The organism is Kitasatospora sp. NPDC059327 (assembly GCF_042752535.1).
GTDB lineage: Bacteria > Actinomycetota > Actinomycetes > Streptomycetales > Streptomycetaceae > Kitasatospora.
The window spans coordinates 82,294-106,980 of the sequence record NZ_JBHYYB010000025.1; the positions used below are offsets into that span (position 1 = coordinate 82,294).

Annotated in this window: 18 protein-coding genes; 7 read left to right on the forward strand and 11 right to left on the reverse strand. The window is 74.7% G+C overall.

Translation table 11 applies throughout. The features are described from left to right. Positions 1 to 166 precede the first annotated feature (166 nt). The 4 genes from ACFXHB_RS17730 to ACFXHB_RS17745 form a co-directional block, all read right to left on the reverse strand. Entirely contained in the window at positions 167 to 1,171 is a 1,005-nt protein-coding gene (locus ACFXHB_RS17730) for a hypothetical protein (protein WP_380575224.1), read from the reverse strand. Then, positions 1,168 to 1,533 carry a PadR family transcriptional regulator gene (locus tag ACFXHB_RS17735; protein WP_380575225.1) on the reverse strand — a complete coding sequence of 122 codons (366 nt, stop codon included), beginning with the start codon at positions 1,531 to 1,533 and terminating at the stop codon, positions 1,168 to 1,170. Before ACFXHB_RS17735 ends, ACFXHB_RS17730 begins: the two co-directional genes overlap by 4 nt. Before the next feature lie 153 nt (positions 1,534 to 1,686). Continuing rightward, on the reverse strand, positions 1,687 to 3,318 hold the full coding sequence (locus tag ACFXHB_RS17740; protein WP_380575226.1) for an amidohydrolase: 1,632 nt from the start codon (positions 3,316 to 3,318) through the stop codon (positions 1,687 to 1,689). An 82-nt stretch (positions 3,319 to 3,400) separates the two neighbouring features. Next, positions 3,401 to 4,042 (reverse strand): TetR/AcrR family transcriptional regulator, encoded by a 642-nt coding sequence (locus ACFXHB_RS17745; RefSeq protein ID WP_380575227.1) that lies wholly within the window; start codon positions 4,040 to 4,042, stop codon positions 3,401 to 3,403. Between the two features lie 70 nt (positions 4,043 to 4,112). On the opposite strand from ACFXHB_RS17745, the gene ACFXHB_RS17750 reads away from it, so the two are divergent. From ACFXHB_RS17750 to ACFXHB_RS17760, 3 genes are all read left to right on the forward strand, one after another. Further along, positions 4,113 to 5,555 carry a purine-cytosine permease family protein gene (locus ACFXHB_RS17750; RefSeq protein WP_380575229.1) on the forward strand — a complete coding sequence of 481 codons (1,443 nt, stop codon included), beginning with the start codon at positions 4,113 to 4,115 and terminating at the stop codon, positions 5,553 to 5,555. Positions 5,556 to 5,683: 128 nt separating this feature from the next. Next, entirely contained in the window at positions 5,684 to 6,361 is a 678-nt protein-coding gene (locus tag ACFXHB_RS17755) for a hypothetical protein (RefSeq protein WP_380575230.1), read from the forward strand. A gap of 121 nt (positions 6,362 to 6,482) precedes the next feature. Beyond that, complete coding sequence (locus ACFXHB_RS17760) at positions 6,483 to 7,274, forward strand: GNAT family N-acetyltransferase (RefSeq protein WP_380575232.1); 792 nt, start codon at positions 6,483 to 6,485, stop codon at positions 7,272 to 7,274. Between the two features lie 119 nt (positions 7,275 to 7,393). Here the strand turns inward: ACFXHB_RS17760 and ACFXHB_RS17765 are convergent, their stop codons facing one another. The 5 genes from ACFXHB_RS17765 to ACFXHB_RS17785 form a co-directional block, all read right to left on the reverse strand. Next, a complete protein-coding gene (locus ACFXHB_RS17765; RefSeq protein WP_380575233.1) occupies positions 7,394 to 9,664 on the reverse strand; it encodes a collagenase in 2,271 nt (756 codons plus the stop codon). 474 nt (positions 9,665 to 10,138) lie between these two features. Next, positions 10,139 to 11,470, reverse strand: a complete 1,332-nt coding sequence (locus ACFXHB_RS17770) for an RNA polymerase sigma factor (protein WP_380575234.1) — start codon at positions 11,468 to 11,470, stop codon at positions 10,139 to 10,141. Continuing rightward, positions 11,443 to 11,862, reverse strand: a complete 420-nt coding sequence (locus ACFXHB_RS17775) for a YciI family protein (protein ID WP_380575235.1) — start codon at positions 11,860 to 11,862, stop codon at positions 11,443 to 11,445. Before ACFXHB_RS17775 ends, ACFXHB_RS17770 begins: the two co-directional genes overlap by 28 nt. A gap of 228 nt (positions 11,863 to 12,090) precedes the next feature. Continuing rightward, positions 12,091 to 13,566: a Re/Si-specific NAD(P)(+) transhydrogenase subunit beta gene (gene pntB / locus ACFXHB_RS17780; RefSeq protein ID WP_380575237.1), complete on the reverse strand. Its 1,476-nt coding sequence runs from the start codon at positions 13,564 to 13,566 to the stop codon at positions 12,091 to 12,093. Between the two features lie 5 nt (positions 13,567 to 13,571). Then, positions 13,572 to 15,146 (reverse strand): Re/Si-specific NAD(P)(+) transhydrogenase subunit alpha, encoded by a 1,575-nt coding sequence (locus ACFXHB_RS17785; protein ID WP_380575238.1) that lies wholly within the window; start codon positions 15,144 to 15,146, stop codon positions 13,572 to 13,574. 303 nt (positions 15,147 to 15,449) lie between these two features. Between ACFXHB_RS17785 and ACFXHB_RS17790 the strand changes: the two genes are divergently transcribed. Further along, positions 15,450 to 15,974, forward strand: a complete 525-nt coding sequence (locus tag ACFXHB_RS17790; protein ID WP_380575239.1) for a hypothetical protein — start codon at positions 15,450 to 15,452, stop codon at positions 15,972 to 15,974. Between the two features lie 253 nt (positions 15,975 to 16,227). Here ACFXHB_RS17790 and ACFXHB_RS17795 read toward each other — a convergent pair whose 3' ends face one another. Further along, the gene (locus ACFXHB_RS17795; RefSeq protein WP_380575240.1) at positions 16,228 to 16,746 is read right to left on the reverse strand and encodes an RICIN domain-containing protein; all 519 of its coding nucleotides are present in this window, start codon (positions 16,744 to 16,746) and stop codon (positions 16,228 to 16,230) included. A gap of 216 nt (positions 16,747 to 16,962) precedes the next feature. Between ACFXHB_RS17795 and ACFXHB_RS17800 the strand changes: the two genes are divergently transcribed. From ACFXHB_RS17800 to ACFXHB_RS17810, 3 genes are all read left to right on the forward strand, one after another. Then, positions 16,963 to 17,898 carry a GNAT family N-acetyltransferase gene (locus ACFXHB_RS17800; protein WP_380575241.1) on the forward strand — a complete coding sequence of 312 codons (936 nt, stop codon included), beginning with the start codon at positions 16,963 to 16,965 and terminating at the stop codon, positions 17,896 to 17,898. Between the two features lie 176 nt (positions 17,899 to 18,074). Beyond that, positions 18,075 to 19,331: a cytochrome P450 gene (locus ACFXHB_RS17805; RefSeq protein ID WP_380575242.1), complete on the forward strand. Its 1,257-nt coding sequence runs from the start codon at positions 18,075 to 18,077 to the stop codon at positions 19,329 to 19,331. A 104-nt stretch (positions 19,332 to 19,435) separates the two neighbouring features. After that, positions 19,436 to 21,142 (forward strand): hypothetical protein, encoded by a 1,707-nt coding sequence (locus tag ACFXHB_RS17810; protein ID WP_380575243.1) that lies wholly within the window; start codon positions 19,436 to 19,438, stop codon positions 21,140 to 21,142. A 623-nt stretch (positions 21,143 to 21,765) separates the two neighbouring features. Here the strand turns inward: ACFXHB_RS17810 and ACFXHB_RS17815 are convergent. Further along, positions 21,766 to 24,567, reverse strand: coding sequence for an AAA family ATPase (locus ACFXHB_RS17815; protein WP_380575245.1), 2,802 nt, complete (start codon positions 24,565 to 24,567; stop codon positions 21,766 to 21,768). Positions 24,568 to 24,687: the final 120 nt, after the last annotated feature.

A 24,687-nucleotide genomic window follows, 5' to 3' on the forward strand; every position in this document is an offset into this window, starting at 1 on the left:
ACCCGGTTTTCCCCCCCGGGGGGCCGGGGTCGGGGGGGGCGGGGGGGCGGGCGGGGGGCCGCCCCACCCCCCCCCCCCCCCGCCCGGCCCCGGGCCGCCCCCCCCGGGGCCGCGGGGGGGCCCGGCCCGGTGGCGGGGCCCGGCGGTCGCCGGGTCCCGCGCCGCGTCAAGCCGGTTCGACCGGCTCCGAGGCCGGGGCGAGGGCCCGGCGCAGGGCGGCGAGGCCGACGGCGACGGCCAGGAAGGCGGCCACGACCGCGGCGTTGCGGGTGAGTTCGGCGAGATCGCGCGGGGGGCGCGAGTAGTACGGCGCCGCGAGCATCACGGTCCAGGGGAGGACGGCCAGCGCCGTTCCGGCGGCGCGCAGCCGGTCGGGGCGGGCGGCGGCGAGGTGGACGAGGAAGGCGGTCGCCAGCACGAGGGCCGGCCAGGCCGAGGCGGCGTCCAGGACGGCCTGGAGGTGGTCGGAGAAGACGGGCTCGGAGTAGTCCCCGGCCTCGCGCCAGGGCCAGTTCAGGACGAGCGTGGTCATCGGCAGTGCGAGGGCGAGCGCGGCGATCGTCGTCCCGGCGCGACCGCGGGCCGAGTGGTCGACGGCGTCCGGCGGGGCGATCAGGATCGGTGCGGCGAGCAGCAGCCACAGCGGGAGCAGGAAGAGGTACTGGGCGAACGCCCAGGACGGGTGGACGAAGAAGCCGGCGACGGCGCCGATCCGGGCGAGGGTGCCGGCCAGCACCAGCAGGCGGGCGTAGCTCCAGCGTCCGAGGGCCGCGCAGAGCAGCGCGAGGATCCAGGGCACGGTCTGCACGGCGCCCACCACGGCGGTGGCGGTGGAGTTCGTGCTCCCCAGGTCGAACCGGGGCACCGTGACGAACAGGCCCGTCACCAGGTGGACGGTGGCCAGGGCCGCCCCGCCGGCGAGCATGAACGGCGCGGCGCCGGCGAGGACGCGCCCGGCGGGGTCGCGGGAGCTGAGCCGGGTGCGCAGCCGGACGGCGTGCGCGGCCAGGGCCGCCCACTCGCGCACGACGGTCCGCCGGTCGCTGCCCTCGACGGACTCCGCGAAGACGGCGGCGATCTCCTCGCCGTGGGAGGCCCGGTAGGCGGCGGGGTAGAGCCCGAGCAGCGGGAGCCTGCTGGGCAGGGCGGTGGCCGACGAGGGCGTGGTCATGCGGTGGCTCCGTTCAGTCGGGGTGTGCCGAGGCCGGTTCCGCCTCCGAGGGCGAGCCGGCGGTCGGCCTCGGCGATCCCGGCGCGCAGGCGCTCGGTCTCCTCGCCGAGCACCTGCCGGCCGTCCTCGGTGAGGGCGAAGGTGCGGCGCATCCGGCCGGCGACGGTCTCCTCGTGGTCGATCCGGATCAGCCCCTGCTGGAGGAGGCGGTCCAGCGCGGTGTAGAGGGTGCCGGTGAGGAGCTTGGTCCGGCCGCCGGAGATGGCCAGGACTTCCTGGACGATCGCGTAGCCGTGCCGCGGGGCGTCTGCCAGCGCGGTGAGGACGAGCCTGGTCGGCTCCTGTAGTTGACGGTTGGCCATGGGGACGACAATAGATCAATGATCGAAGTATGTCGATGATTTAGCTATTGCTCCGTCAAAGGCCGCTGGAGTCCCCGGTCGGGACGCGGCGGCGCCGGGCGCGGGCAGCCGGTGTGCCCCCACCCGGCGCCGCCGGATCGCCGTCGTGCCCGGTCAGAGGCTGGGGTCGCGGTGGGTCGGCCGTCCGCCCACGACGGTGAGCAGGACGGGCAGTTCGGCCAGCTCGGTGCTGCGGACGGTGAGTGGGTCCTCGGCCAGCACGGTGAGGTCGGCGCGGTGGCCGACGACCGGGCGTCCGGCCGTCCCCTCCTCCCCGGCGGCCCGGGCCGCGTTGACGGTCATGCCCTGGAGGGCCTGGAGCGGGGTGAGCGCCTGCTCGATCCCGTGCGGCGGTTCGGTGAGGTCCCGGCCGGGGCGGCGGTGGCGGGCCCCGGCCATCACGCCCAGCGGCGGGAAGGGGGCGATCGGCCAGTCGGAGCCGAGGACGACGGTCGCGCCGGCGTCCCACAGGTCCCGGCAGCGGAACGCCCGCGAGGCGCGCTCCTCGCCGAGCCGGCGGGACCAGTTGTCGGTGTGGTCGGCCCGGGTGTAGTCGCAGCAGTGGGTGGGCTGCATGGAGGCGACGACGCCGAGCGGGCCGAACCGGTGCACGGTGTCGTCGGGCACCGTCTCGATGTGCTCGATGCGGTGGCGGACGGCGCGTCCGGCACCCGGCTCGCCGGCCTGGGCCCGCTCGACCGCGTCGAGGGCGTGCCGGACGGCGGCGTCGCCGATGGCGTGGGTGGCGGTGGGTACGCCGGCCCGGTGGAGCTGTGCGATCGCCCGGGTGTAGGCCGCCGGGTCGGGCCAGAAGGCGTGGGTGGACTGCCCGTGGCAGTCGGGGTGTTCGAGCCAGGCGGTGCCGTTGTCGATGGTGCCGTCCATGAACAGCTTGACGCCGTCCACCCGCCAGCGGGCGCCGCCGGTGCCCTGGAGGCGGATCAGCTCGGCGAGGGCGTCGGCGTCCGCGTCGGGCTGGAGCCAGGGGGCGACGCGCAGGCGCAGGGCGAGCGCGCCGTCGGCCTCCAGCGCGGCGTAGGTGGCGAGGCTGTCGCCGTTGGCGTCCATGGCGTGGCCGCCGGTCAGGCCGGCGGCGGCCATCGCGCGCAGGACGGTCGCGGCCCGCTCGCGCACCTGGTCGGCGGTGGGCCGGGGGGCGACGGCTTCGATCAACTCGCAGGCGGCGTCCTCCAGCAGCAGCCCGGTGGGGCGCCCGGCCGCGTCGCAGACGATCTCGGCGGCCTGGTCGAAGCCGCGCGGTCCGTCGATGCCGGCCAGTTCGAGCGCGCGACGGCTGGCGAGCAGCGAGTGGCCGTCGAACAGGTCGAGGGCCGCCGGGAGGCCGTCCAGCACGGCGCCGAGGGCGGCGGCCCCGACCGGCTGGTCGCCGAAGGCGTTGGGGTCGAGCCCCCAGCCGCGCAGCCAGCCGCCGGGCGCCAGGGTCCGGGCCTCGCGGGCCAGTGCCTCCCGGACGGCCGGCAGGTCGGCGCACCCGGAGAGGTCGACGCCCATGGTGCGCTCGGCACCCGACACCGGGTGCAGATGGCCGTCGACGAGGCCGGCGGTGACCACCGCGCCCTTGACGTCGATGACGGTGGTGTCCGGGCCGGCGAGCGCCCGGATCTCCCGGTCGTCGCCGAGGTGGGTGATCCGGCCGCCGCCGGCCGCGAGGGCGGTGTGGGGGAGGAACGCGCCGGTGGCCGGGTCGAGCAGTCGGCCGGAGAGCAGGACGAGGTCGGTGGGCACGGGCGGCTCCTTGCGTTCTCCCGGCCGCCGGGCGGCGGCCGTTGGTGGATCGGGGGAGTGCCGGGTCGGGGGACCCGGCGGGTCAGGGGATCGCGGTCGGTGCGGTGAGCGAGCCGGCCGGCAGGCCCAGGACGCTCTCGGCGAGGGTGGTGGCCATCGCCGTCACCGCCGGCGGGTGGGTGGTGCGGTCGGTGTTGGCGTGCACGCCGAGCCCGTCGAGGACGACGAGGATCTGGACCGCGACGAGCAGCGGGTCCTCGGCGCGGAAGACCCCGCCGTCGACGCCCTCGGCGATCAGGCCGCTCAGGCGGTCGCGCCAGAGGGCCTCCTGGCGGCCGACCTGCTCGCGCAGTCCCGCCCTGAACCGGCTCAGGTGCCGGGCGTTCAGCCAGAGCCGGCTGAGGTCGTCGTACTCCTCCCCGGTGGTCCGGGCGAGGAAGCGGGCGAGCTGTTCGAGCGGTTGTCCGGCCGGTCGGTCGGCCGGGATCAGCTCGTCCAGCTCGGCCGTCGCCGCGGTGGCGAAGGCCTCGGTGACCAGGTCCTCGGCGACCGGGAAGTAGTGGCTGATCAGACCCGGGCGGACGGACAGTTCGTCGGCGATCCGGCGCAGCGTGATGCACTCCAGGCCCTCGGTGAGGGCCACCGTCGCGCCGAGGGCCACGATCTCGGCGCGACGGGCCTCGGGGGTCTTGCGGACCCGTTTCGGCTGAACGCTTGACGACATGCCCGGCACGCTATTGGATGTGCGACCAATAGACAAGCCTGCTCCTGTGCTCGACATTTCGGAGGACTCCATGGAATCCACGATTCCAGACCCCCACACGGAGGTCCCCAACCCCCCGCGCACCACCGTCCAGGCCACCCGCGTGGAGGCGCACGGCATCGACCACATCCCGGACGGCGAACGCCGCGGCCGTCCCCGCGAGCTGTTCCGCGTCTGGGCGGCGGCCAACGTGAACTACCTCAGCCTGGTGACCGGCGGCGCGCTCGTCCTGATGGGCCTCACCCTCCCGCAGGCCGTCGCGGTGATCGTGGTGGGCAACCTCTGCTGGCTGCTGACCGGCCTGCTCGCGGTCTCCGGCCCGGCCTCCGGCACGCCCAGCGAGGTGATCACCCGGGCCCTGTACGGCGTGCGCGGCAACCGGGTCAACAACGCGGTCACCGGCTGGACGATCTCGGTCTGCTACTTCGCGCTCAACCTCGCCGCCGCCGCGGTCGCCGCCTTCTCGCTGGTCGAGCGCGTCGGCATCCCCGCCGGCACCGGCGTCAAGGCGGTCGTCGTGGTGGCGATCGCCGCGCTCACCCTCACCATCAGCGTCTACGGCCATGCCGTGATCCTGCGGCTCTACCTCCCGATCACCCTGGTCCTCGGCGCGGTGTTCGCCGTCGTCGCCGTCCGCGTGATCGGCCACGCGGACTTCGGGTACCGGCCCGCCGAACCGTTGCGCGGCGGCACCCTGTGGGCCACCCTCGCCGCCGGGGTCACCCTGATGGCCGCCGGGCCGCTCTCGTACACCACCAGCGCCGACTTCTCCCGCTACCTGCCGCGCACCTCCTCCCCCCGGGCGGTCGCCGGCTGGACCGCCCTCGGCGGCTTCCTGCCCAGCGTCGTGGTCTGCTCGCTGGGCGCGTTCGCCGCCACGGCCGTCGACATGACCGACCCTCAGACCGCGTTGGAGTCCCTGCTGCCCGGCTGGTTCGCCCCGGTCTTCCTGTGCGCGCTCGTGCTCGGCACGATCTCCCTCAACGCGCTGACCGCCTACAGCGCCGGCCTCGCCCTCCAGGCCGTCGGCCTGCGGATCCGCCGCTCGCTCAGCGTGCTGGTCGACGGCGCCGTCTCGGTCTCCCTGACCCTGTACGCGCTGCTGGTGGCCGACTTCCTCGACACCGTGAGCAACATCCTCCAGCTCACCGTCGTCCTGCTCGGTCCCGCCACGGCCGTCTACGCCACCGACATCCTGCTGCGCCGCAACCGCTACGACGGTCCGGCGCTGACCGACGAGACCCCGGGCGGCCCGTTCTGGTACACCGGCGGCGTCAACCGGGCGGGCGCGGCCGCGCTCGCGGCGGGCGTCACCGCGGGCGCCCTGTGCGTCGACACCCTCTACACCGGTCCGATCGCCGGTGCCGTCGGTATGGACCTCTCGCTGCCGGCCGGCCTGCTGACCGCCGCAGGCGTCTACGCCGTCGTCATGCGGGGCCCGCGCACCGCCGCCGCCGCGCCGTCGGGCGGGTGAGCGACCGCCCGGCCGGGTGTCGGCCGGCACGTGTCCTGGGTCTCATCGGCGGCCGGGTGCAGTTCGTTCGCGTCCCAATGTGGTGAGATGTGCCGTCACCAGGTGATGGTCGCTGACGGGGGTACGTGATGGGGAGTGGACGGCTGTTCGGCCTCGGGTCGGACACGGAGGCGGCGGATCTCGCCGCCCTGGGGCTGATCCGGCTGGCGGCGGGGGAACGGTCGGGGGCCGGGGCCCCGCCATGGTTGTGGCAGCTGCGGGCGGCCTCGTTCGCGGACGCCTGGCTGGCCTTCGCCGACCCGGCGGCGGCCGGGCTCCGGGTACCGGCCGGAGGCGTCCTGCGGGCGGTCGTGCACCGGGCCGCGGAGCTGGTCCTGCTGACCGGTGACGGCGACGGGCCGGCGGCGCTGGAGCGGCTGGGCCGGGAGTCGGCCGAGGCCCACGAGCGGGCGCGGATCGCCGACGCGTCCCACCCGGCCGAACCCGTCGCGCTGGCCCTCCTCTGGCACGGTGTGCAGGTGGCGACCGCCGGCAGCGGGCCCGAGGCGGCGGCGGAGCGGGAGTCCCACGGTCGGCGCATCGCCGAACGGTGCGAGGCGTACGTGCGCCGCCGGTACCGCCGCCAGGACACGCTCGCGCTCACGCTGTCCTGCGTGTGGGTCGCCGCCACCGCCCTGGTGGAACTGAGCGGCGGGGACGAGGGCCGGGCGGCCGCCTGCCTGGAGGAGTACGCGACCCGGTCCATGACGCAGGCCGGTCCGGTGCCGCTCTGGGTGCCGGGCCGGCCCGGGCAGCTCACCTCCTGATCCGCCGGCCGGGCAGCGGCGTCGCCACCCCGCTGCCCGACCGACGGCGGGTCCGGGCGACCGTTCGCGGGGGAGCCGGGCCGTGCTCTCCCGGCCGGCCGGCGGTCCGTATGCTGGCCCGATGCCCTTGCAGAGCCTGCACGACCGAGCCGCCCTCGAAGCCCGCTTCCGCCGGGACCCGGCGTTGCACCTGATGGAACTCGGCGACCTCGACGACCTGCTGTGGCCGCACACCTCGTGGTTCTCCCTCGCGCCGGACGGTCCGGTGGCGCTGCTGTACGCCGTCGGCGACATCCCCACCGTGCTGGCCTTCGGCGGGGCGGACGAGGCGTCGGCGGTGGAGGACCTGGTCCGGGAGCTGCTGCCGGTCCTGCCGCGCCGCTTCTTCGGCCACCTCACCGGGGACGCGGCCAAGATCCTGGCGGACGCCTACGAGGTGCGCCCCCACGGCACGCTGCTGCGGATGGCGCTCACCGACCCCGGGCGCGCGGCCGAGGCGTACCCCGTCGGCCGGTGGACGCCGGCCCCGCTGGGCCGCGCGGACCTGCCCGAGCTGGAGGAGCTGTTCGCCGCGGCCTACCCGGGCAACTGGTTCGACGACCGGATGGTCGACACCGGCCAGTACCTCGGCGCCCGGCTGGACGGCCGTCTGGTCGCGGTCGCGGGCGTGCACGCCTGGTCGCCCGTGCAGCGGGTGGCCGTGCTCGGCAACGTCACCACCCACCCCGAGGTCCGGCGGCAGGGCGCCGCCGGGGCCTGCGTGGCGGCACTGTGCCGGCAGCTCGCGGAGACCGCCGACCACATCGGGCTGAACGTCCGCGCGGACAACGGCGCGGCCGTGGACCTGTACCGGCGGCTGGGTTTCACCGACGTCACCACCTTCACCGAGGCGACGTTCACCGCGCGGGGCTAGCCCGCCGGGCCGGTCCGGGGGCGTCGGCCCCCGGGCGCGACGGACCCGCCCCGGCGGGGTGCCGGAGCACTCCACCGGGGCGGTCACCTGTCCTTGTGCGGTCGCTCGGGGGCGGCCGGTCAGAATTCGCTCGTGACGCTCACCCCGCTGAAGCCCTCCGGGGCGTAGAGGCTGAAGAACACGTAGCCGGTGGGCGGGTTGGTCACGGTCAGGGACTCGGAGTTGCCCGGCCCGGCCGAGCGCGTGGTGTAGGCGTTGGTGTACGCCCACCCGTACGGGTTGTAGTACAGCTCCCCGTTGCCGGTGCCGCCCTCACTGGTGATCCGCAGCTGCCGGGTGCCGGCCGGGACCAGCAGGTAGAAGTGCGCGTAGTTGCCGGCGGTCGCCGACACGTTGCCGCGGACGCAGTTCCGGTCCAGCTTCCGGAGGTCGCCGTCGGCGCACTCCGAGAACGTCGGGAAGGTGGGGGTGGTGCGGCAGGCGCCAGCGGCGCACCGGGTCAGCCAGCTGTCGAAGTCGGCGTCGTAGCGGGTGCCGATGGTCGACTTGAGCAGGGTACGGGCGCCGGCCCAGTCGCCCTTGCGGTACTGGGCGAGCACGGCGTCCACGTCGGCGCGGTGCTGCTCCAGCATGTAGCGGACGGCCAGGTAGCCCCAGCGGTAGACCCGGTCCTCGTTCCCGTAGGCGGTGTCGAAGAGGTCGCTCAGCCGGTAGGTGTGCCGGCCGGCCGCGTCGATGGCGGCCGTGTTGACCACCTTGCGGTAGGAGTCGGAGACGACCTCCGCGAGGCCTTCCGTCCACCACACGAGCGGGGTGGCCTCACCCTGGCGGAAGTTGCCCCAGAGGTTGTAGCGGGCGTCGAGGTAGTGGGTGTACTCGTGGTTGAGGTTCCAGATCTGGAAGGCGGGGCGCTCCCAGGTGGCCTCGTAGGCGAGGAAGCGGGGCTGGTTGCCGGGCGTGGCCGGCTCGCCCTCCAGGTAGATGCCGCCGTTGTTGGTGTTGGCGCCGAAGACGATCGGGGCGACGCCGATGTAGTCGGCCCTGGAGTCGAAGACCACGACCTCGATCACGGAGTTGTTGTCGTCCGCGACCGGGCCGTTGTCCCGCGCCACCGCGTGGAAGTAGGCGTCCTGGCCCTTCAGACTGCCGCAGGTGTCGGCCAGTTGGGTACCGGTCATGTCCTGGGCGAGGATGCGGATGCTCGGGCTGCACTGGTAGGACAGCGGGAGGTAGACGGCCTTGAAGCGGCTCGCGTCGTCGCAGGTGCCGTAGGAGCCGCAGGCGGCCTTGTCGTTGAAGCCGACCGCGAGGGCGACGGCGGCCCGCTGGTCACGGGTCGGGCCGGTCACCGAGTACGTCGAGGCCAGGGCCTGCAGGGAGGAGCGGACCTTCGGCCGGAACTCGGGGTAGGCGAGGAAGCGGCCCAGCTCGTTGACGGCGTTGGTCAGCACCGTGCCGTAGGGTCCGCCCGCCTGGGAGCCCGCGCGGTTGATGAAGCCGTACAGTGCGTCGATGACGCCAGGGTCGGCCCGGACGGCCGCGAGGAACGCGGGATCACGGCTGTCGTTGCCCCGGAACAGCACGTTGAACACCGGGTTGAGCGACCAGAGCAGGTCGTTGCGGTCCCACGCGCCGCTGTTGTAGGCGTTGAGCACCTGCTTGACCACCGGCACGTAGTCGGCGCTGCGGCGCGGGACGTCGGCCAGCGTGGTGGCCTTGGCGAGCGGGGTCGCGTTCTCCGCCGTGGCGTCCAGCGCGTGCGGGTTGGCGAAGAACGCCTGGACGCCGGAACGGACGGCGTCCGGGATCTTGTCGTACGGGCCCACCAGGGCCTGGTTGCCGTACTGCACGAAGTAGCCGGCCTGCAGGTAGTACATCAGCTGCGCGATGGACCCGCTGTTGTCGCCGCGGTAGGCGGCCGCGGCCTCGCGCACCGCGTCGGCCACGGTCAGCATCTGGGACTCGCGGAAGGCCGCCGCCGCCTGGGCGGTCGGGATCTGGAACAGCCCGTTGACGCAGTCCAGGTCGACGGACTTGACGAGCTGGACCAGGGCCGCGCCGGTCCGGCCGAAGTCGGCCGGGTCGCAGGCCGCGGCCTCGCCGGCGGCCGCGCTCCGGCCGAGCGACTTGGCCGCAGGGCCCGGGTCGGTCGACGGGTCGTCGGCCTGGCGCGGTATCAGACCGCTCGGCGTGAGGGTCGGTTCGCCTTCCTGGTGCGTGGCCTTCGTGCCGATGCTCCCGTCGGCGGCGGGCGGTGCGAGCTCGGTGGACGTGGGGGTGGGTGCGGTGGTCGCTCCGCCGGTCGCGGACGAGGCCGGTACGGGGGTGGCCTGGCCGCGCGGGGCGAACAGGCCGACCGTCAGGAGCAGGGTCAGCGCAAGGGTCAACACTCTTGCCAGTCGCGGGATTCGCAACAGGCGTGCGGTACTCACGTGGGGGCCTCCGGGGCCTTCGTCAGCCGCGTTGGGGACGCGGCCTGTGGGGGTGAGGACCGATGGCGAAGGCGCCGCCGCAGCGGATTCTTCGCGCCCGGTGGGGAATGTGAAATGTACAATGGCACATGTCATGTAGATATTGGAAGTGCTTTACCCAAGTCCTCCACGGGCGGTGCGACGGCCTCCGAGGCCCCGTGACGCCACGTCAACAAGGGTGCCGAACAGGCCGATTCGCCTTTCGTGCGGAGGTACGGCCGGGTGGCGCCGCGGTCCGGCCGCAGCGGCTCAGACGGATCCCGCCGCCCTCGTCCGGGCCTGCGCCCGTCCCCACATGCCCGCTCCCAGCCCGCTCGGCCGTGCCGCCCGGCCGCCGGGGGGCCACGGCCGAGCGGGAGCACGGCCCGGTGCCGGCCGGGGGAGGGGGCGGCGTCAGCCGAGCGCCGCCGCCTTGCGCAGCAGTACGGAGCGCTCGCGGGTGTTGCGGCACAGCCGGGCGGCCCGCTCCAGCTCCGCCCGTGCCTCGGCGGTGCGGCCGAGCCGGGCGAGCAGTTCCCCGCGCACGCTCGGCAGCAGCTGGGAGCCCGCCAGGTGGCCGGCGGCGGCCAGTGCGTCGACGATGGGCAGGGCCTCCTGCGGTCCCGCCGCCATGGCGACGGCGACGGCCCGGTTGAGCTCGACGACGGGGGAGGGGGCGACCCGGCCGAGCGCCTCGTAGAGCAGCACGACGCGCTCCCAGTCCGTCTCCGGGACGGACGGGGCGGTGGCGTGGCAGGCGGCGATCGCCGCCTGCAGCCCGTAGGGCCCGAGACCGCGTCCGGCCGCCGTGGCCCGAGTGAGCGCGGCCAGGCCGCGCCGGACGGCGGAGCGGTCCCACAACCGGCGGTCCTGGTCCTCCAGCAGGACGGCCTCGCCGTCCGGGCCGGTGCGCGCGGGGAAGCGGGCGGCGGTGAGCTCGAACAGCGCCAGTTGCCCGAACACCTCCGGTTCGGCGGGCAGCAGCGCGGTCAGGGTACGGGCCAGCCGGATCGCCTCGTAGGCGAGATCGGGGCGCAGCAAGCGGTCACCGCTGGTGGCGGTCGAGCCCTCGCTGAAGATCACGTACAGCACGCTCAGGACACCGCCCAGCCGCTCGCGCCGCTCGGCCGCCGGCGGCGGCTCGAAGGGGACCCCGGCGGCGGCGATCGTCTTCTTCGCCCGGGTGATCCGCGCCTGGACGGTCGGCACGGGCACCAGGAACGCGCGGGCGATCTCCTCGCTGGACAGGCCGGCGACCACCCGCAGGGTCAGCGCCGTGCGGGCCTCGGGCGAGAGGACGGGGTGGCAGGCCACGAAGATCAGCGCGAGGACGTCGTCCTCGATCCGGTCCGGGTCCCAGGGCAGGTCGTCCGACCGGTCCGGCGACGGCTCGGCCCCGGAGCTCGCCCCGCCCTCGACGAGCCGGCCGGCGATCGCGGCGTAGCGCTCGTCGCGGGCGGAGCGGCGGCGGAAGTGGTCGACGGCGCGCCGCCGGGCGGTGGCCAGCAGCCAGCCCACCGGGTTGGCCGGCTCGCCGTCGCGGGCCCAGGCGACGAGTGCCTGCGCCAGGGCCTCCTGCGCGACGTCCTCGGCGAGGTCGAAGTCCCCGGTGTACCGGGTGAGCGCGCCGACCACCCGCGCGGACTCGATCCGCCAGAGGGCCTCGACGGCCCGCCGGGCGGCCTCACCGCCCGGCGGGTGCTCCGTCGGCGTGGGTGTCAGAGCTGGCCGGTCCGCTCGCGCCATGCCCGTTCCTTGATGATCCACTCGTTGTCCTGCGGGAACTCGTCGATCCCTGGCACGCGCCGGATCTCGATCTTGGTGCCGGGGAAGGCCGGCAGTCGCTTGGCCCATTCGACCGCCTCCTGCTTCGACGCCACGTCGAGGATGTAGAAGCCGCCGAACAGTTCCTTGGTCTCACCGTACGGGCCGTCGGTGACAACCGGGGTCGGACCGCTGACGTCGACGACCACGCTCTGCGCGGCGTCGTCCAGGCCCTCGGCCGCGACGAGCACGCCGGCCCGGATCAGCTCCTCGTTGAAGCGGCCCATGGTCGCGAGCATCTCGTCGAAGGGTGTCTCCATCATCGCCGCGATCGACTCGTCACTGCCCCGCATGATCAACATGTACTTCGCCATGGCTCTTCTCCGTCGTCCTGGGGATCGCTCGTCGATCCTCTCTATCCCAGGTCGAACGGGGCGGCCGCGGATCGACACGACCGGGCCGCCGATTTCTCCGGCCCGGGCCGCGCCCCTGACCCCTGCGTCGGTCCCGGCCCCTGCGCTGGATCGACGCGGGGGCCGCGCGTGGTGGCCGCGGTGGGCCGGCCGCCGCTCCGGCCGGCCCACCGCGGCCGCCTTCCGGGCCTATCCGGCCGTCCGGCCGGCCGCCGCGGTCCGGCGGGCGTCCGGCGCCGGGGCGTCCCGGCCGTCCGCGTCCAGGGCGCGCAGGATCTCCTCGACGCTCTGCTTGGCGTCGCCGAAGAGCATGGCGCTGTTCTCGCGGAAGAACAGCGGGTTCTGGACCCCCGCGTAGCCGGAGGCCATGGACCGCTTGAACACGATCACCTGCTCGGCCTCCCAGACGCGCAGCACCGGCATGCCCGCGATGGGGCTGGCCGGATCCTCGGCGGCCGAGGGATTGACGGTGTCGTTGGCGCCGATGACGAGGACGACGGAGGTGTCGGCGAGGTCGTCGTTGATCTCGTCCATCTCCAGGACGATGTCGTAGGGCACCTTCGCCTCGGCGAGCAGCACGTTCATATGCCCGGGCAGCCGGCCGGCGACGGGGTGGACGCCGAAGCGGACCTCGACGCCGCGCTCGCGCAACCGGCGGGTGAGTTCCGCGACCGGGTGCTGCGCCTGTGCCACCGCCATCCCGTAACCGGGGGTGATGACGACCGACCGGGCCTGCGCGAGCTGCCGGGCGGCCTCCTCGGCGCGGACCTCGCGGTGCTCGCCCTGCTCCTCGCTCCCGCCGGAGGGGGCCTCGATGCCGAAGCCCCCGGCGATGACGGAGAGGAAGGATCGGTTCATCGCCTTGCACATGATGTAGGAGAGATAGGCGCCCGAGGAGCCGACCAGCGCGCCGGTGACGATCAGCAGGTTGTTGTCGAGCAGGAACCCGGCGGCGGCCGCGGCCCAGCCGGAGTAGCTGTTCAGCATGGAGACGACCACGGGCATGTCGCCGCCACCGATCGAGGCCACCAGGTGCCAGCCCAGCACCAGGGCGAGCACGGTCACCGCGATCACCAGGCCCAGGCCCGGACTGACGGTGAACCAGACGGTCAGGGCCACGAACGCGGCGAGTGCGCCGACGTTCAGCGCGTTCTTGCCGGGCAGCGTCAGCGGGCGGGAGGCGATCCGTCCGGACAGCTTGAGGAACGCGACCACGGAGCCGGTGAAGGTGACCGCGCCGATGAAGATGCCGATGACGACCTCGGCGTGGTGGATGCGCAGCAGCTCGGCGGCGACGGCGCTCTGGGCCGACCCGTGGGACTCGACCTCCAGGTAGCTGTTCCAGCCGACCAGCACCGCGGCGAGACCGACGAAGCTGTGCAGCACGGCGATCAGTTCCGGCATCTGGGTCATCTCGACCTGCCGTGCCCGCCAGAGGCCGAGCACGGCGCCCAGCGCCATGGCGAGGAGGATCAGCGCGACCGCGCCGGCGCTGATGCTGCGGGACGCCAGTACGACGGTGGCGACCAGGGCGAGGCCCATGCCGGCGATGCCGTAGCCGACGCCGGCGCGGGAGGTGCGGTGCTGGGACAGTCCGGCCAGGCTCAGGATGAACAACAGGGCGGCGACCAGGTCCGCGGCGTGGGCGGCCGTCGTGGAAGTCATCGGGCTCAGCCTTTCGAGAACATGGAGAGCATGCGGCGGGTGACGGCGAAGCCGCCGAAGATGTTCACGCTCGTCAGCAGGACGGCCACGAAGGACAGCACGGTGACGAGGGTGCCCCCGTGCCCGATCTGCAGCAGCGCGCCGACCACGACGATCCCGGAGATCGCGTTGGTCACCGACATCAGCGGGGTGTGCAGGGCGTGGTGCACCTTCCCGATGACGTAGTAGCCGATGACCACCGCGAGCGCGAACACCGTGAAGTTCCCGGCCAGTTGGGCCGGGGCGACGGCGACCAGGGCGAACATCGCCAGCATGCCGAGGCCGATCAGCCCGAAGCGGGCCGCCGGGGTGAGCCGGGGCCGTTTCGGCTCCGGGGCCGCCGGGGCGGCCGCGGGCGGCGCGGCGGGGGCGGCCGAGACGGCCACCGGAGGCGGCGGCCAGGTGATCTCCCCGGCCCGGACCACGGTCACCGCACGCTGGACCACGTCGTCGAAGTCGACGACCAGCCGCCCGTCCTTGCCGGGCGTCAGCAGGGTGAGCAGGTTGACCAGGTTGGTCCCGAACAGCTGCGAGGCCTGGGCGGGCAGCCGGGCGGCGAGGTCGGTGTAGCCGATGAGGGTGACGCCGTTGTCGGTGACCACCGTGCGGCCCGGCACGGTTCCCTCGACGTTGCCGCCCTGGGCGGCGGCCATGTCGACGACGACGCTCCCGGGCTTCATCGCCGCCACGTCCGCGGCGGTCAGCAGGCGGGGGGCGGGCCGGCCGGGGATCAGCGCGGTGGTGATGACGATGTCCACGTCCGCCGCCTGCTGGTGGTAGAGCTCGGCCGCGGCCCGGTCGTAGTCGGCGGAGGTCGCCTTGGCGTAGCCGTCCGTGCTCGCCTCCTGGGCGACCCGCACGGGCAGGTATTCGCCACCCAGGGACTTGACCTGGTCGGCGACTTCCGGCCGGGGGTCGGTCGCGCGGACGATCGCCCCCAGGCTGGAGGCGGCGCCGATGGCGGCCAGCCCGGCCACGCCGGCGCCGGCCACCAGGACCTTCGCTGGCGGGACCTTGCCGGCGGCGGTCACCTGGCCGGTGAAGAAGCGGCCGAACACGTGCGCGGCCTCGATCACGGCCCGGTACCCGGCGATGTTCGCCATCGAGCTGAGCACGTCCATCGACTGCGCGCGCGAGATCCGCGGCACCGCGTCCAACGCCAGTGCGGTGACCGGGCGCGTGGACAGTTCCGCCAGCAGTTCGGGCCGCTGGGCCGGAGCGAGCAGGCCGACCAGGGTCGCGCCGTCACCCAGCCGGGCGATCTCGGCGGTCGACGGCGCGTTGACCTTGAGGACGACGTCGGCCTGCCACGCCTCCCCGATGTGCGCGCCGGCCTCGGTGTAGGCCTCGTCGGTGAAGCCGGAGGCGGCTCCGGCCCCGGACTCGACGCCGACCTCGTAGCCGAGTGCCAGCAGCCCGCGCACCGTCGACGGCGTCGCGGCGACCCTGGTCTCCCCGGCGGTCGACTCGGCGACCACACCGATGCGCAGCGGGGGGTGGTGCGTGGTGTCCTGCGCGTCCTGTGCATCGTGTGCAGACATCACTCGTGCCTCTCTCGTCGGAGGAGCTCTTGACGGCGGGATCTGCGTCCAAGGGGGAGTCTTCTTCCCTTGGAGGCAGGAACCTACCCGCCCGCGCCCCGCCAGGGGACGGGGCGGAGCCGTGACATGCTTCACCCGTTCGCGGCCTGTCGGACGGATCGGCTCGCGTGCTCGGTGCCGCGGCCCCCCGGTGGGCGGGCGGACCCCGCGCCTCGTCGTTCCGATCGGCCCGGCGGCCGGGCCCGATCGGCCCGCTCGGTAACTTTGGTTGCCGAACGTCTTGGGGGTAACTAGAGTTGTCATATGGCTTCGATTGAGATCACCCTTGAAGAGCAGGTCGGGCTGGACAAGGCCCTCCTCGGCGCGCTCGATCCCCTCGCGTCGGCCATCCGCTCCCGGGCGTCCGGGCTGTCCGAGGAACGCGTGTGGGTGGAGGACCCGGTCGATGTCACCCTGTCCGTCCTCGCCGCCTGGAAGCTGGTCGACGCGGAGGTGAAGCGCCTGACGGCGATCGCGGCGGGAACCGCCGGCTCCTACGGCGCGAGCTACGAGCAGCTGGGCGCCGTCTGGGGCATCACCCGGCAGGGCGCGCGCAAGAAGTGGCCCGACGCGGTCGGCCGCCCCGCGACGGCGGGGGCGGCGCTGAGACTGTTCGGCGGAACGGCCGAACTGGTGGCCGATCAGGAGCCCGACGGCTGGGGGTGGACGGCGGAGGGGGCGGACGGCACCCGCGGCGCCGCCGCCGCCGGCACCCGCTACGCGACCAAGGAGGAGGCCGCCGCCCACGCCGGGGCCTTCCTGGCGGAGCACGCCGCGGGAAGCGCCTGACGGTCGGGCCGGCGGGCGGCCGGCGGCGGAGAGGTTCCGCCGTACCGAGGCCGGCCCCCCGGCGGTCGAGTCATGGAGGCACCAGGCCGACGCGGCTGTGCGCTGCTGGGCGTGGTGGGGTCCCGGAGGCGCCCGCCCGGTGACGGCGTCCCCGGGCGGGCGCGGGGGCGGCGGTCGGCGGCCGTGCCCCGGGTGGGGTACCTGCGGCGCGGCCCGTGCGCACGGGGGGTGGCCGGTGCGGGGCGGCCCCGGCTCAGTAGGCCCACCAGCTCTGGTTCGCGTGCGCGTAGCCGTCCCACATGGAGGCCGGTGCGCCGTTGTCGGTGCGCCAGCCGCCGATCTCCACGGCCCGGTCGTTGAGCACGCTGAGCACCATCCAGGACTCGCCCATGCCGTTCAGGCGGTTCCAGTGCCACCGCTGGTTGGCGCCGCCGGTGCAGTCCCACTGGCGGACCGGTGCGCCGTTGTCGGTGCGCCAGTCCGCTATCTCCAGGCACTTGCCGCTGTGGACGTTGATGGCCAGGCCCCGGCCGGAGGACGCGAAGTCCAACCGCTGGTTGGCGCCGCCGGTGCAGTCCCACTGGCGGACCGGCGCGCCGTTGTCGCTGCTCCAGTCGGCCACCTCCAGGCACTTGCCGCTGTGGAGGTTCTTCAGGACGCCGACGGCCGGCGGGACCGGGAAGTCGGCGGCGACGGCCGACGGTGCGGCGGTGAGGAGCAGCAGGGCGGCGCCGAGCAGCGCGGCCGCGGTGCGGTGGGTTCCAACGCTCATGGGTGTTCCGTTCTCGGGTGTCGATGTGCTGGTCAGTGTGCCAGGGGGCAGTGACAGGAGATCAGGTGACGGCGAGGCCTTGGAGGGTCGCGGCGCGGTCGCTGCCGAGGCATGGCGGAAAGCGGGTCGTTCGGGCAACGGCCCTGGTCGGAGGCGTCGGGGTGCCCCGCCGAACGGCGGTGGCTCTGTTGAACGGCCCTGTGTGATCATCGCCAGATGATCTTTTATGCTGCCACCGCAGACCCCTCGGGCCTCGACCGTGCCCTCGCCTACCCGGCCGACGGTCCCGTCCCGGCCCTGACCGCGGAGAAGATCCGTGAGGAACTCGCCGAGAACCGGATGCGCCCCGAGTGGATCTGGTTCGCCCAGGATGAGGACGGCGGGATTCTGGCCCGCGCCCTGTGGTGGGGTCGCGCCGACAGCGAGCGGCCCATCGCACTGGACTGCCTCCAGGTGCGGGCGGGGGTGGCCGACCCGGCCGCCGTCGCGACCGCCCTGCTGGAGGCCGGCCACACCGCCTTCGGGAACCGCCCGGGCTACAACCTGTCGCTGCCGCGCGGCTGGCGTGACGAGCCGGAGCTGGCCGAGGCGGTCGCCTGGCGTCGGCGGGCCGGGGAGCGGGCCGGTCTGACCCGCGAGATCGAGCGGCTCCGCTACGAGTGGACCCCGGAGGGCGGGACCGCCGAACCCACCGGGCGCCTGGTGTTCCGGGAAGGGACCGACGAGGAGTTCCTGGAGGCCTTCGTGCGTCTCTCCCGGGACAGCCTCGATCTGGCCACGCAGAACGAGCTGCTCACGATGGACGCCGAGCAACTCGCCCGCGAGGACTTCGACTTCTACCTGAACTGTCCCGGTGAGCGGTCGTGGTGGCGCCTCGCGGAGCTGCCGGACGGGACGCCGGCGGGGATGGCGATCCCCTCCGCGACCCCCTACCACCGCAATGTCGGCTATCTGGGTGTCGTGCCGGAGCAGCGCGGCCGGGGTCTGATCGACGAGATCCTGGGCGAGATCACCCGCTTCCACGCCGCGGCCGGCGCCGAGCGGATCACCGCGACCACGGACACCGTCAACGCGCCGATGGCCGCCGCGTTCGACCGGGCCGGCTACCAGGTCACGGAGATCCGCCTCGTCCTGGAGTGCCCGCCCCAGTAGGCCCGGGGCTCCCCGGCGCCCGGCGCCCGGCGCCCGGTCCACACGCGTCGATCGCGCGTCGGCCGGGCGCCGGGCGGCCTGTCGAGACCTTTAGTGGGGATCCTTCCCCGTTTGCTGGTACGGTCTGACCAAGAAACGGGGACTGCTATCCGTTTACTCGCTGGGAGGGAACCGCCGTGCGCGCTCCAACACTTCAGGACCTGGCTCCCGACGGCCTCGACGTCACCGTCGACCCGTACCCCGTCTATGCCGCACTGCGCGCGAAGGGGCCGGTGCACCGCGTCCTCGTCCCCGAATCCGGCGAGGCCTGGCTGATCGTGGCCCGTGACGAGGCCCGTGCCGCCCTGACCGACCCGCGGCTGCGCAACGACATCCGCTTCTCCGACTCCTGGACGGACGACGGCGGCCACGCCATCGGCCTCAACATGCTCCAGACCGACGCGCCCCAGCACACCCGCCTGCGGGCGCTCGTCGCCCGGGAGTTCACGCCGGGCCGGATCGCGGCGTTGGCCCCCCGGATCGAGAAGCTCGCCGACCACCTGCTCGACGGCCTGCTCGGCACCATGGCCGACGCGGGATCCGCCGATCTCGTCAGCGCGTTCGCGCTGCCACTGCCACTGACCGTCATCTGCGAGTTGCTCGGGGTGCCGTCGGCGGACCACGGTGACTTCCACGGCTGGTCCAGTGAGATCGTGGCGCCCACCTCGGCCGAGGCGGCCGGCGCGGCGGTCACCGGGATGACCGCGTACTTCGCCGCCCTCATCGAGGGCAAGCGGGCCCACCCCGGTGACGATCTGCTCAGTGCCCTCCTCGCCGCCGCGCCCGGCGACGCGACGCCCGCGGCGGGGCCGGCGCCGCTGTCGCCCGAGGAACTCCTCGGCATGGCCTTCCTGTTGCTCGTCGCGGGCCACGAGACGACGGTCAACCTCATCTCCGGCGGCGTGCTCGCGCTGCTCACCCACCCGGACCAGCTCGCCGCCCTGCGTGCCGACCCGGCCCTGATCGACGGCGCGATCGAGGAGACGCTCCGGTACGACGGCCCGGTCGGCGCCGCCGCCTTCCGCTTCGCGGCCGAGCCCCTGGAGATCGGCGGCACCCGGATCGCGGCCGGCGACTCCGTCCTGGTCTCGCTGGCCGCCGCGTCCCGGGACCCGCGCCACTTCCCCGACCCTGACCGGTTCGACATCCGGCGCAGGCCGGCCGGCCAACTCGGCTTCGGCCACGGGATCCACCACTGCCTCGGCGCCCCGCTGGCCCGTACCGAGGCCGCGACGGCCATCCGGGCCCTCCTCGCGCGCTGCCCCGACCTCGCCCTGGCGGCCGACCCGGCCGGTCTGGAGCGCCGACCGAGCGTGCTGCTCAGGGGGGTGCGCGGCCTGCCGGTGCGTCTCGCCGGGTGGGGGAGTGCGGGCCGCTACGGGTCGACGGACTGACGGTCCGTCATGCTGGTTGCGGGCCAGGGCTGGTGCCCGGATCCGGTATCCGGGCGTGACCTGTCGGTGGCACGCCGGTGTCCTGGGCCGGGGAGACTCGGGGTATGCGCGGGCTGGGGGAGTGGGGAGAGGTTCGGGCGGTCGTCCGCTGGGCGGGGCATCCGGGGACGTTGGGTGCGGTGGTGGTGCTGCTGTTCAACGATCATGTGGGCAAGCGGATGTGGCCGGGCGTGGTGACCGGCAAGGTCAGTGACCTGGCATGGATGCTGGTCTCGCCGGTGGTTCTGGCGCTGGTGCTGACCCCACTGCTGCGGCTTCGCGGCGACCGGCCGGCGATCGTCGGGCTGGCCGGCACGGCAGTGATGTTCGGCGTCGCCAAGTCCGGCCCCGCGGGCGGCGAACTCGCCTCCGCGGTCTGGTCGTGGAGCGGTGTGCCGAGCCGGATCCAGGGTGACCGGAGCGACCTGGTGGCTCTGCCCGCGCTCGGGATCGCCTGGTGGCTGTGGATTCGGGCGCGGCGAACGCGGCGACCGTGGCAGTGGGCGGCCGTCGCGGGGGTGCCGCTGGCGGTGGTCGCGATGGTGGCGACCTCCACGCTCGACCCGCCCTCTCCCCACCTGTGGATCAACGGGAAGCAGCCGGTCCTGGCGACCTCGGACGGCTGGTGGACCTCGCAGGACGGCGGGGCGACCTGGACCTCGGTGAAGCACCGCCGCTCCGACCTGTCCGGCTCGCCGGAGCTGCGGCCACAGGACGGACACTGCGTGACGGGTGGCCTCGTGCGGTGCTACCGCCTGCTCGACTCCAGCGTGCCGATCGAGGTCAGCGAGGACGGCGGCCTGACCTGGCGGACCGCCTTCGACCCGGGGTATCCGTGGCGCGAGCCGCTGCGCCCGACGCGGACGCGGACGCGGACGCCGACGCCGTCCGCCGAGGGAACGGTCGAGCCGGACCCGGACCCGGGCCCGGTCAAGCCGCCCGAGCCGTTCGCGGCCACGCCGCCGCCCACCCCGGCCACGCCGCCGCCCACCCCGCCCACCCCGGTCGCGCCGACCCCGGTCGCGTCCCCGGGCGCGGACAGATACCTGTACCCCGCCCAACTGCTCGTCGTGGTCGCGCCGGAGGGCTGGGCGGTGCTGGCCCACTACCCCGGTCGGGGTCTGGTCCGCGGCACACCCGACGGCACGTGGTCGTTCCAGGACTACCCCGTCCGCCCCGCCCGCAGGCCTGCCGACGCCCCCGGGCAGACCCGGTCCTGGGCCCTGGGGCTGCCCGTGGCGGCGGCCGCCGGCTTCGCGGGCGTCCTGGCGGCCACCGCCACCCGGCTGATGCGCGCCACCCGAGCCGCCGGGCGCCGGCGGGAGCTCCTGCTCCTGGCGCTCCGTCAGGGGATCTGTCTGCTCTGGGTACGGCTCGCGGCCTGGCTCTGCGGCGGCGAACTGCTGTGGCAGGTGCCCGGGGTGCTGCCCGCGGCCGTGCTGACCTCGGGGCTGTTGCCGATGCTGTGGTTCCTGAGGCACGGCCCGGGGCCGTCCGGACGCCGGGCGCTCGTCCTGCCCGTCCTCGGCGCGGTGTTCGGCGCGGTGGCGTCGCTGCCCTATCTCCAGTGGTCGGCGGGCCGGGTGGCCGCCTGGTCGCAGGCCTCGGACTGGGCCTTTCTCTGTGCCCTGGCCGCCACGGCCGCCGGCATCGCCGTCGGGTGGCGCGGGCCCGGCCGCGCGCCCGCGCCCGCGCCGTCACCGGACCTGGACCCGGACCCGGACCCGGGCCCGGGCCCGGCCGGGGCGGTCGGCCGAGGGGCGGAGCGGTAGCCGCGTCAGTGGCCCGGGGAGACATGCGGGACCGTGGTGGGGTCACCGTGTGACGCGCTTTCCGGACCCGAGTCCCGCGTGTGCCGGGCTGCTCCGGAGTCGGTCGGGGGAGGGGCTCTGAGCGGGATGTCGGCAAGGCGGCGTCGGGTCCGGGACGGTGCGGTCTGTGCGGGGGTGGTCCTGGTGGCGGCGGTCGCGGTGGCGGCGGTCCTCGGGGGGCCGTGGGGTGGACGCCCCGACCTGCCCGGCGCGGCCGGGCGCTGGGCGAACGGTGTCCTGAGTGTGGACCTGCTGCCGGGCGGTGGCCTCGGGGCCGCGACGGTGCCGGCGGCCGCCTGCGAGGGCGGGGCGCTTCCGTCACCGTCGCACGGCGGAGCGGCACGTGGACGGCGATGCGGGAGTCCGACGCGGGGTGCCTGCTCATCATCGAGGCGGGTCCGCCCCGAGGACGGTGCCCGCTGCTCGATCCGGTTCGGCCGACTCCCGCTGGCTGTCGACGGGGCAGGGCATCGACCTGGCGAGGGTGTGAACCGGAGGCGGGGCGCCCCGTTCCGTCCGGTCGCGCCGGTCGACCCCCCGGAGCGGGTGGACGGCGCGACCCGGTGACCCGGGGCGGGCCGGCGTCAGGGCGCGGCGGGGTGGCGCTCCGTCCTGCTGAGGGCGTCGCGCAGGGCGGCGCGGGTGGTGATGCCCAGCTTGGGGAAGACGCGGTAGAGGTGGGCGCCGACGGTACGGGGGGACAGCCGGATCTGCTCGGCGATCTCCTTGTTCGTCAGGCCGCCGGCGGCCAGTTCGGCGACCCGGAGCTCCTGCCAGGTCAACGGCACCGCGGTGGGGACCGGGACGGGGGGCGCGACCCCGGCGGCCCGCAGTTCGGCCTTGGCCCGCGCGGCCCACGCGGTGGCGCCGAGCCGCTCGAAGGTCTCGGCCGCCGCGGTGAGGACCGGTCGGGCCGCTGCGGCGCCCTGGGCGCGGCGCACCCGCATGCCGTGCGCCAGCCGGATCCGCGCCAGCTCGAACGGGAACCGTTCGGCGGCCGGGTGGGACTGGGCGCGGGTGTACATCTCGGCCGCCTCGCCGTCGTCGTCGGCCGTCATCGCCAGGGCCCCGTGGGTGATCAGGGCCAGGCGCGGGGAGATGTCGGGCAGGCCGGCGTCCCGCGCGGCCAGCGCGTGGGCCCGGGCCTGTTCGGCGCGCCCGGTGTGCAGGGCCGCTTCGACCAGGTCGAGGAGGGTCCGTGACGCCTGGTAGGCGTAGGGCCGGAACGCTCCCGGTGTCGTGATGCCGATGGCGTAGAGGAACGCCGTCTCGTAGTCGCCGGCGCCGAGTGCGATGGTCACGCCGACGGCGTCCGCGAGCTGGGTCAGGAACCCGACGCCGCGCGGGCGGGCCCACGCGTCGACCGCGGCCTGCAGGTCGCGCGCCTCCTCCACCCGGCCGCGGACGGCCGCGAGCTGGGCCAGGTAGGCCCGGGTCTGGTAGGCGAACAGCTGGTTGCCGGCCTCGACCGACAGCGCCAGGGCGCGGTGTCCGGTGTGCTCGGCGAACTCCCATTGGCCGAGCGCCGTCCGGTCGAGCATGATCAGGTGCAGCATGACGATGCCGCTGGAGGTGGCGCCGGTGTCCAGTTCGCGGTCCACCACGTGCTCCAGGTACGGGGCCAGCGGGCTCAGCACATCGAGGTGGTAGGCCGACACGGCCAGCCGCGCGGCGTCCCACGGATCCTGGTTCTCCAGGTCCGCCGCGGCCCGCTCCACCGCTGCGGACCAGCCGGCGCCGTGCCGGACCACGTCGCTCCAGGTGCCGGCGTACATCCAGGCCCGTTCGGTGGCGAGGCCTCCGAGGGAGGCGAGGACCTCGTGCGTGCGGTGCCAGGTGGTACGGCTCCCGGCGTACTGACCGACGGCGAGCAGGAGGCTCACCAGCCGGTCGAGCACCTCGCCGTTCCGGTCCGGGCCGTTCCGGTCCGGGCCGCGCCGGTCCGCTCCGCCGTCGCGCAGCCGCTCCACCGCCGCCGCGACCTGACGGTGGGTGGCCCGTACGTCGCCGGTCCGGTACAGCGCGAGGTAGGCGTTGGCGAGGACCGCGGCGGGGTTGTCGTCCTGGTCGGGGGCGGAGGCGGCCAGCGCGAGGGTGCGCGCCTGCCCGAGCCGGTCCGCCTGCCCGGCGACGTACGCCGCGTCACCGAGCCGCCTGGACCGGTCGGCCCGGTTCTCGCTCAGTTCGGCGGCCCGGGTCAGCCAGGACACCGCCATCCGCGCGCCGCCGCGCCGGGTCGCCGACCGGGCCGCGGCTTCGAGGGCGGCGGCCACCTCCTCGTCCGGATCGAGGGTGGCGGCCGCCAGGTGGATCGCCCGCTGCTCCGGGTTCTCCCGATGGACGTGCGCCAACGTCCGGTGGGCGGCGCGGCGTTGGTCCGGCGCGGCCAGCTGGACGACGCTCGACCGTACGAGCGGGTGCCGGAAGGCGAGGGTGCCGGTGGCCGGCTCGACGACCAGCAGGCCGCAGGTGATCGCCGCGTCGACGCCGCGCATCCGGTACCGCGCGGTCGGGACCGGGCCGTCAGCGGGCCGGGCCGTCGCGCCGTCGAGGGCGCCCGCCAGCAGCTGCGCCCGGACGGTGTGGTCGAGCCGGTCGAGGCGGGTGGCGTAGATCTCCTGGAGCCGCCGGGGCAGCGGTACGCCGTGCGGGCCGAGCAGGTCCTCCGGCGCCCGGTCGCCGGGGCCGGCGGCGAGGTGGGCGGGCAGCTCCAGCAGCGCCAGCGGATTGCCGCGGGCCGTCTCCAGCACGAGCCCGCGCAGCTGCCGGGCGAGCCCGGGGTGGTGCCGGTCGAGCAGGTGGCCGGCGTCCGCGTCCGTGAGCGCGCCGACCGCCGTCTCCGGCAGCGCCGCGGTGTCGAACCGGGAGGCGATGTCGCTGCGGACGGTCACCAGGAGCCTGACCCCGGGGCTGCCGGTCAGCCGCCGGCCGACGAACCCGAGGACGTCGGCGCTGGCGTCGTCCAGCCACTGGCCGTCGTCGAGGACGAGCAGCAGGGGCTGCTCCGAGGCGGCCGCCGACAGCAGGTTGAGTACGGCGATGCCGAGGGCCATCACGGACGGTGGCGGGCCGTCCGGCCGGCCGAACACGGCGTCGAACGCCGCGCGGGCGGTGGCGTTCAGCCGCCTCCGGCCGGGTTGTCCGTCGCCCGGGAGCAGGGGGTGGAGGAGTTGGTGCAGCCCCGCGTAGGGCAGTTCGGTCTCCGCCTCGACCCCGGTGGCGCGGACCACCAGCTGACCGTCCCGGGCCGCGAGCCGGGCGGCCAGGTCGACCAGGGCGCTCTTGCCGACGCCCGCCTCCCCGCGGAGCACCAGGGCCTGTCCGTCGGAAGCCCGTAGGAACGTGGCCAGCCGCGCCCGTTCGGCGTCCCGACCGACCATCACCATGCCCGGTTCCAAGCCCGGTTCCCTCCCCTGCCCCCGAGGCGTTCGCCCGCGGCCGTATGCAACCGGACGTCTGTTGATTACAGTGTGTTCCGGTGGACCTGTCAAGTAAACGGTTAGTTA

What these genes read in the sequence shown, in the direction of transcription:
- ACFXHB_RS17730 (WP_380575224.1), bottom strand. Translation starts at nt 1,171, where the DNA reads ATGACCACGCCCTCGTCGGCCACCGCCCTGCCCAGCAGGCTCCCGCTG.
- ACFXHB_RS17735 (WP_380575225.1), bottom strand. Translation starts at nt 1,533, where the DNA reads ATGGCCAACCGTCAACTACAGGAGCCGACCAGGCTCGTCCTCACCGCG.
- ACFXHB_RS17745 (WP_380575227.1), bottom strand. Translation starts at nt 4,042, where the DNA reads ATGTCGTCAAGCGTTCAGCCGAAACGGGTCCGCAAGACCCCCGAGGCC.
- ACFXHB_RS17750 (WP_380575229.1), top strand. Translation starts at nt 4,113, where the DNA reads ATGGAATCCACGATTCCAGACCCCCACACGGAGGTCCCCAACCCCCCG.
- ACFXHB_RS17755 (WP_380575230.1), top strand. Translation starts at nt 5,684, where the DNA reads ATGGGGAGTGGACGGCTGTTCGGCCTCGGGTCGGACACGGAGGCGGCG.
- ACFXHB_RS17760 (WP_380575232.1), top strand. Translation starts at nt 6,483, where the DNA reads ATGCCCTTGCAGAGCCTGCACGACCGAGCCGCCCTCGAAGCCCGCTTC.
- ACFXHB_RS17770 (WP_380575234.1), bottom strand. Translation starts at nt 11,470, where the DNA reads ATGGCGCGAGCGGACCGGCCAGCTCTGACACCCACGCCGACGGAGCAC.
- ACFXHB_RS17775 (WP_380575235.1), bottom strand. Translation starts at nt 11,862, where the DNA reads ATGGCGAAGTACATGTTGATCATGCGGGGCAGTGACGAGTCGATCGCG.
- pntB (WP_380575237.1), bottom strand. Translation starts at nt 13,566, where the DNA reads ATGACTTCCACGACGGCCGCCCACGCCGCGGACCTGGTCGCCGCCCTG.
- ACFXHB_RS17785 (WP_380575238.1), bottom strand. Translation starts at nt 15,146, where the DNA reads ATGTCTGCACACGATGCACAGGACGCGCAGGACACCACGCACCACCCC.
- ACFXHB_RS17790 (WP_380575239.1), top strand. Translation starts at nt 15,450, where the DNA reads ATGGCTTCGATTGAGATCACCCTTGAAGAGCAGGTCGGGCTGGACAAG.
- ACFXHB_RS17795 (WP_380575240.1), bottom strand. Translation starts at nt 16,746, where the DNA reads ATGAGCGTTGGAACCCACCGCACCGCGGCCGCGCTGCTCGGCGCCGCC.
- ACFXHB_RS17800 (WP_380575241.1), top strand. Translation starts at nt 16,963, where the DNA reads ATGATCTTTTATGCTGCCACCGCAGACCCCTCGGGCCTCGACCGTGCC.
- ACFXHB_RS17810 (WP_380575243.1), top strand. Translation starts at nt 19,436, where the DNA reads ATGCGCGGGCTGGGGGAGTGGGGAGAGGTTCGGGCGGTCGTCCGCTGG.
- ACFXHB_RS17815 (WP_380575245.1), bottom strand. Translation starts at nt 24,567, where the DNA reads ATGGTGATGGTCGGTCGGGACGCCGAACGGGCGCGGCTGGCCACGTTC.